At 38.5% G+C, this 6,618-nt stretch carries 7 protein-coding genes; 1 reads left to right on the top strand and 6 read right to left on the bottom strand.

Going from position 1 to position 6,618, the window contains the following annotated elements; translation table 11 throughout:
• Positions 1-201: 201 nt before the first annotated feature.
• Together BM090_RS18535 and BM090_RS17065 are read right to left on the bottom strand one after the other, a co-directional pair.
• Positions 202-348, bottom strand: coding sequence for a hypothetical protein (locus tag BM090_RS18535; RefSeq protein ID WP_177199997.1), 147 nt, complete (start codon positions 346-348; stop codon positions 202-204).
• A gap of 42 nt (positions 349-390) precedes the next feature.
• The gene (locus tag BM090_RS17065) at positions 391-1,050 is read right to left on the bottom strand and encodes a DNA adenine methylase (protein WP_221405422.1); all 660 of its coding nucleotides are present in this window, start codon (positions 1,048-1,050) and stop codon (positions 391-393) included.
• 320 nt (positions 1,051-1,370) lie between these two features.
• Between BM090_RS17065 and BM090_RS17060 the strand changes: the two genes are divergently transcribed.
• The gene (locus BM090_RS17060) at positions 1,371-3,104 is read left to right on the top strand and encodes an ATP-dependent nuclease (RefSeq protein WP_091516510.1); all 1,734 of its coding nucleotides are present in this window, start codon (positions 1,371-1,373) and stop codon (positions 3,102-3,104) included.
• 179 nt (positions 3,105-3,283) lie between these two features.
• On the opposite strand, the gene BM090_RS17055 is transcribed toward BM090_RS17060, so the two are convergent.
• The 4 genes from BM090_RS17055 to BM090_RS17040 form a co-directional block, all read right to left on the bottom strand.
• The gene (locus BM090_RS17055) at positions 3,284-3,802 is read right to left on the bottom strand and encodes an Rpn family recombination-promoting nuclease/putative transposase (protein WP_221405421.1); all 519 of its coding nucleotides are present in this window, start codon (positions 3,800-3,802) and stop codon (positions 3,284-3,286) included.
• A gap of 252 nt (positions 3,803-4,054) precedes the next feature.
• The gene (locus BM090_RS17050; protein WP_091516507.1) at positions 4,055-5,113 is read right to left on the bottom strand and encodes a sensor histidine kinase; all 1,059 of its coding nucleotides are present in this window, start codon (positions 5,111-5,113) and stop codon (positions 4,055-4,057) included.
• 66 nt (positions 5,114-5,179) lie between these two features.
• The gene (locus tag BM090_RS17045; protein WP_091516503.1) at positions 5,180-6,484 is read right to left on the bottom strand and encodes a DASH family cryptochrome; all 1,305 of its coding nucleotides are present in this window, start codon (positions 6,482-6,484) and stop codon (positions 5,180-5,182) included.
• The gene (locus tag BM090_RS17040; RefSeq protein ID WP_091516499.1) at positions 6,454-6,600 is read right to left on the bottom strand and encodes a DUF2256 domain-containing protein; all 147 of its coding nucleotides are present in this window, start codon (positions 6,598-6,600) and stop codon (positions 6,454-6,456) included. Before BM090_RS17040 ends, BM090_RS17045 begins: the two co-directional genes overlap by 31 nt.
• Positions 6,601-6,618: the final 18 nt, after the last annotated feature.

Genomic DNA, 6,618 nt, shown 5'->3' with positions numbered 1-6,618 from the left:
ATGTAGAGAAAAAGGGCTAAAGAAAAAGGCGGCTTTCACCGCCTGATTATACGCAATTGCAAGGCAGTAGCAAGAGCAAAATCATTTCTTTATGACAGTAGCTTACCGCCGACAATTTCCAGACAAAGTTGGATTCGTCCAGCCAATAACTGCTGCGGTTCTTGGGTTTGTGTTTCTGGTAAAATATTATTGCTCATGGACTTATACATCAATTACTAAATCAAAATTGGCGACCAATACTTCTGTTTTGGTATTGGAAACTTTGCCATTTACCTTAGAACCCGCCTGCAAAGCCTTGGTTTCACTTCGAGTTTTTCGGCCATTGGCTTGCACGTGTTTGTCCAACAAATCGGAGGGGTAATTGGAGAGGATAAACTTGCCTTTGAGGGTTCAGAGCAGTGTGAGCAAATTGTCATAATCTTGGACGGTATAACCCGAATAATGGCCTTGATCTACTTTGTTTTTGCCAGTTTTGCTACCCATGCGCTCGGAAATATACGGCGGGTCGATGTAGAAAAAGGCGTTTTCGGTGTCGCGGGCGGCTATCAAATCCAGTGCGCAAATGTTTTCGATACAGGTTTGCGAAAGACGTTCTCTGATTCGTTCCCCAAAGTTTTTCTTTTTGTTGAGAAAGCGTTTGGCGACGGTATTACTATTCCTGTCGAAAGCAAAGCCGCTCCCGATACTGGAACTAAAACACATGGCACTTAATACCCGAAACGCCCACGCCTTTTTCAGGTCAGAAAAGCAATCAGCATTGCGCCAGACGTTGCGGGCTTCTGCCCATTCGCGGCGGGCGTAGGGGGTGGCCACCACCAGTTTTTGCAAAAGTGGAAACAAGTCCTCGTCTTGGGCAACTTGATAGAAGTTGGCCACCACTTCGTTTTTATCCCCAATAACCTCTATTTCAGAGGGTTCTTTGGCAAAATACACGGCACCGCCTCCGAAAAAGGGTTCGCAATAGAGTTGGTGGGCGGGAATGGCTTTGGCGATTTTGGAGGCCATTTGTTGTTTGCCGCCGTAGTAACTAATCGGGGTTTTCCTTTTCAACCATTGTAGCATTTTTTACTTGTTTAGAAAATAAACAAGGTGGGTGTAGTCATCGCTTCTCTTTTTTCTGGGTAAAGGTTAATTACGGAAAATGTGGTTTCTTTTTTACACAAAAAAATGGTACTGACAAATAATGTCAGCACCACACTGAAAACTTCCGCGCGGATACATTGGAAGTTGAACGGTTTGTTCGTTTACCTCTATACGGATTTTTCGAGCAATTGCAAGACTATTTTCAGTATAAATTCACTTATCTAAAAAGACTTGAAATTACACCATTTTATCTATATTTAAACTATAATTACTTGTAAGGTATCGCCATGTCAAAAATTAGAATAAACTCAATATCAATAAAAAACTATCGTTCTTTTGGGGAGCAACAAACTTTTTTCTTTCCCAATGAGACGTATAAAAAACCTACAGCCATTGTAGGTTATAATAACTCAGGAAAGACCAATCTTATGAATTGCATATTATATGGTATTGGTAATAAATTTATACAATCAAATACCTTTGAAGCAAATGATTTACATAATTTAGACTATGAGAATAATATAGAAATAAGCACCGATATAGCAGGCTCTGAGTTTTCTTGTGAAAAATATTGGGATAAGATTACGAACACACATAAAACAGAGAAAAGCATTACCAATACATATAAAATTACATCTATATTGGATGATAATGAACTAAAGTCAGAAATGAAGCCTTCAATGTTTGGGTTAAATAAGCATTATAATATTTTCTATATTAACTTTCATAACATTAAGCAGGAAATAATCACAAGAAAATCTACATGGGGAGGCTTAACCTCATTTTTAGCGAAACATATAAGTAAGTTAGTTGCTATAGATACTGAAATGAATAAAAAAAAGAGTATTTATGAGCAAGAAGTCAAAAACGCAACAGATGAAGTTTTAAAGGATTCTATGCTCCATCAATTTATTGGTGCAATAAAGGAAAACTATTCTACGAATTTAAGGGATAATAATTGTGAAGTAACATTTGGGTTGCCTGATTATCAGGATATTTTCTTGCAAATGATTTTTAAGATTGGGCTAAATGGCAGTAAAGAGCATCTTATTCCAATTGACCATTTTGGCGATGGGTATATCTCAATGTTTATTATGGCCGTTATTAAAGCGATTGCAGAAAGCAATACAGAAGATAAATGCCTATTTCTTTTTGAAGAGCCAGAAAGTTTTTTACACGAAAACCATCAAGAGTATTTTTATAAAACAGTTTTATGTAATCTATCAGACAATGGGCATCAGGTAATTTATACTACTCATTCAGATAAAATGGTTGACATCTTTGACACTCAAGGAATTATCCGTATAGAATTTGATGAGAAGAGTAAGCAAACGCTCATAAAATATAATGAAACTGATACTTTTACACTTACAATGCCTCAAAATGAGAATGAAGAAAATATAATATCTTATGATGAATTTAATAATTACATTAAGTTTGTGGAGCCAAACCTTAACAAAATTTTATTTAGTAGAAAAGTTATTTTAGTTGAAGGTGCTAATGATATTCTAGCTTATAAAACCGCCATTGAAAAGGAGGTTGAGAGATTAAAAGGCAATAAGAACTATGCCCAAACATACCTTAACTTTTTAAATATGGCTTTTATTGTTCATCATGGGAAAGGAACAGCATATTTACTAATTGACTTATGTAAGCATTTTAAGTTAGAATATTTTGTTATTAACGATTGGGATTTTGACGAGGATTTTATTCAAGAGTTAGCCAATATTAAGGATGAAACGCAGTTAAAATCATCTAATTTATATCTTAAAAAGAATGGAATAGATAGGAGTTCTGCTGAAAAGGGTCAGATAACAACAAACTGGAAACTACTTAACAGTGCAGAGTTATCCAATATTCATTTTAATATACCGAAATTAGAAAATGTGTTAGGCTATCCATCTAACAATAAAAGTAGTTTGGGGATATTAAATAAAGTGCGCTCTTTTACTAATTACCCAGAATCTTTTCTTCCTCAAAAGCTAAGAGATTATTTAGAATTAAATAGCCTTGAGATTTAATAAGTTAATCGTATGGAACGAATATTTTCTCAAATTTCATTTCGTATTGTTTACTAATGATACATGTAATCAGTTAATGTTGTTTGTTATATCAATATGCTAAGTGTGGCAAATGATATGGCAACGAAATACAAAACAGACATTAAACTACTGGTATTCAATAGTTTAATATCTGCAAATTAAAATAAAGTTCTGCTTTTCAAGAAATTGGGCATTTCCAGATAAATGTACGTGAGCTTGTCGTAAAAAACTTTTCCGTGCTGATTCTTTAGTTTTATGGTGTGCAAAACCTCCGTTTTCTCGGCTTCTGTCGCGTAATCATTAAACTTAAAATCCAGAATACCAATGCAATACACGGCATTTAGTTTGTAGTTCCAGTCGCCTTTTTCGGCCTGCTCCTGAATCGGGAACGTGGAGTAATAAACCGTGCGGTCTTTGAAATAATTTTGTTTGGCTTTCTGAAGCTCTACGATGAATTTTTCGCCTTTGTCATTTTCGCAATAAATATCATAAATCGCCTTGCGGTCAAGGTCTGTGATACCCTGCTGCTCGGCATTCTTGAAAGTAAGCTCAACGATTTGGTTTTGTTCGGGCAAAAGCGCGTTCAGAAAGTCAATAAGCAGCGGCTTGCTGGCTTCCTCGCCAAACAATTTCTTAAATCCAAAATCTGTGTAAGGGTTGATGTACTTGGCTTTCATGGGACAAAGATTGAATTGACACCTAAATTTAGCGTTTGTTTGGGAAATTACAGATGCCAGGCCTACGGCCTTAGAATACAAAGAGATTCGTTTTACTACAAAGATTTCAATCCTAACGGATTTTTCCCCAACCAAACCATTGCTTTGTAAAAATAGCTTTTTGCTTGAACTGAATATCCTGAACCTGAAGGTTCTTTTATTTCCTTCAACAAACAATCGATTCACATAAAACACTGATTACAAGCCATTTTCCTACAAATCTAACAAAGGCATTCGGGCGGTAAACGTAATGTTATTATCCAAAATATGTACTTGTTTGGTGGTGAAATAGCGGTAACGATTGATAATATTTTGCAAACCCGTACCCGTAGAGGGGCTGTCGTCGCGGCGTTGGAGATTGTTGCGCACCACCAAATACAGGTTTTCGTCAATAAAAACTTCGACAAAAAGCGGCTCATCTCGCGAAACAATATTGTGTTTGATGGCATTTTCGACGAGCATTTGCAGCGTCAGGGGCGGCAATTGCAAACCCAAATATTCGTCGGAAATATTTATGGTAAAACGGACATTTTCTCTAAATCTCACTTTCAACAAAAAAATATAGGCTTGCAAAAAGTTAATTTCTGAACGAAGCGGCACAATGTTTTTATCCTTATTTTCAAGCAAATAGCGATAAACCCCCGACAATTCCTCCACAAAACGCGTCGCTGCGTCGGGGTCTTTGTACACCAACGAAGACAAGGCGTTAAGATTATTAAACAAAAAATGTGGGTTAATTTGGTTGCGCAACATATCGAATTGCGCCTGCATATTTTCTTTTTTGAGGGTTTCGGCTTCCAACAGACTTTTTGTCCAGCGTTCGTACAAGTCCGAACCCACACGCAGCGCATGGATAAACAAAAACGTGATGATGCCAAACGTAAAAATAATGCGATAGCTGGAAATTTTGAATAACTCGGCAATCACCGTCGGGAAAACTAGCGAAGGCCTGTGAATCAGCCAAGGCACAAGCGAGGTCATGAGCAACATCATAAACGTATAAACACCCACGCAACCAAATTCGGCGATGATGCGCTGCCACGTCTGCGTGCGCAAGTCGAAGCGGTAGGCAATGCGCTGCGAAATGTAGCGGCTTCCTTCCAACAACAAATTGCCCATGAGTATTTCCACCAACATACTTTCGAGGCTTTTGGCCGAAAAATAGTCATCAAAATTGCCGAGAATTGCATAATAAAAAGTAATACGAATCAGTGTGATTATCAGCGTATTGTAATACAATCTCCAGAAAAACGCGCGTAAAAATTCAGGCATGAATCCTTGTTTAAAAGTTTAGTTGCAAAACGAAAGATAGCAAGATTAGAGGAAAGTTTGCAGTCTTTAAGGCAACTTGAGCCAGATTTGCTGAAAACGTCCGTCGGGATCGTATTGGGCGGCTTGATGCGCAATGTTAAACTTGCGATCGCGCGGGTCGTTGCCAACGCCCGCACAGTAAAGCCAATTGCCGTAATTGCTGTGTACGTCGTAGTCGATGAGCATCGCCTCAAAATACGCCGCACCCATTCGCCAATCCTGACACCATTCTTTAGCCCAAAAACTCGCCACATTTTGGCGGCCTCTGTTGCTCATAAAACCTGTATTTTTTAGCTCAATCATATTGGCATTGACAAACGGTTCTGGCGTGTGGCCATTTATCCACTGTTGGAAAGCTCTGGCGTTATTTTTCCACGTATATTTTTTATTTAAAATGCCCGATAATTTAAAAATATGATTGCCATGTTTGAGGGAAATATATTTGAAATAATCGCGCCAAATTAGCTCAAAAAACAACCAATAAGTATCTTCGTTAGCCGCTATTTCTTTTTCGTATTGTCGGATTTGCCAGTAAATAGTCCGTGCCGAAATAGAGCCGTTGGCCAGCCACGCCGAGAACTTAGAACTATAGTCTGCACCTACTAACTCATTGCGGGTTTGCTTGTAGCGCGAAAGGTTTTTTGTTTCCCAAAAATAACTTTTTAGTCTCTTTGAAGCCTGATTTTCACCACCTACGAAGGGGAAAGCTGTTTGCGGCGGCATGTCAAAATCCTCAAAACCCAAGTCCTGCAAAGTCGGCAATGCGGCAACCGATTCCAACAAATTAGTGTCGGGCATTGGCTCAATGTGCAGGCAAGGGCGCACGGTGGCCAACCGCTCCACTTGCTTACGAAACTCTGTGAATATTTCAGGAATTTGCGAAAAATTTTTATACGGAATTTGTGATGGTTCAAACAAAAATTGGTCGTAATAATCCCAAAAAATCGTGTCAGGTAATTGCGATTTCAGGGCATTATTAACGGCAATTTCTTCGCTTGTCCATTCTTTTTGAAAATAAATAGCTTCGGCAGCATATTGCGCTATCAATTGCGGGATTTTATCTTCTGGTTTGGCCAGCAATACAAGCAAAGAAATATTTTTTTCTTGTAAATTTTGTTGCAATTCGCTGAGCGTTTCGAGCAGAAATTTAGCCCTGAATTTTTCAGTTTTCCGAAAACCGTAAGACGTGGCGGCAAAATGGCGCGGGTCGAGGCAATACACGCCAATCACGCGGCTGTATCGGGCGCAAGCCTCCCACAATGGCCTGTTGTCGGCCACGCGCAAATTATTTCTGAACCAAACTAAAGCGGTTGTGTTTTGTTTTGTCTGCATCTTTGGCTACAATATTTTACTTCGTTCCAGTTTTTTTCCCACTTTTTGCGCCACACAAACGGACGGCCACAAGTAGCGCATATCTTTTCGGGTAAGTGTAATTTGTGGTGTGCCATTCTGAAGGAAAAGAATTT

This window comes from Flexibacter flexilis DSM 6793 (assembly GCF_900112255.1).
Taxonomy (GTDB): domain Bacteria; phylum Bacteroidota; class Bacteroidia; order Cytophagales; family Flexibacteraceae; genus Flexibacter; species Flexibacter flexilis.
This window is presented reverse-complemented; position numbering and strand designations above follow the sequence as displayed.

Excerpts from the sequence above, each read along its gene's own strand:
- BM090_RS17060 (WP_091516510.1), top strand. The coding sequence starts at position 1,371 with ATGTCAAAAATTAGAATAAACTCAATATCAATAAAAAACTATCGTTCT.
- BM090_RS17055 (WP_221405421.1), bottom strand. The coding sequence starts at position 3,802 with ATGAAAGCCAAGTACATCAACCCTTACACAGATTTTGGATTTAAGAAA.
- BM090_RS17050 (WP_091516507.1), bottom strand. The coding sequence starts at position 5,113 with ATGCCTGAATTTTTACGCGCGTTTTTCTGGAGATTGTATTACAATACG.
- BM090_RS17045 (WP_091516503.1), bottom strand. The coding sequence starts at position 6,484 with ATGCAGACAAAACAAAACACAACCGCTTTAGTTTGGTTCAGAAATAAT.
- BM090_RS17040 (WP_091516499.1), bottom strand. The coding sequence starts at position 6,600 with ATGGCACACCACAAATTACACTTACCCGAAAAGATATGCGCTACTTGT.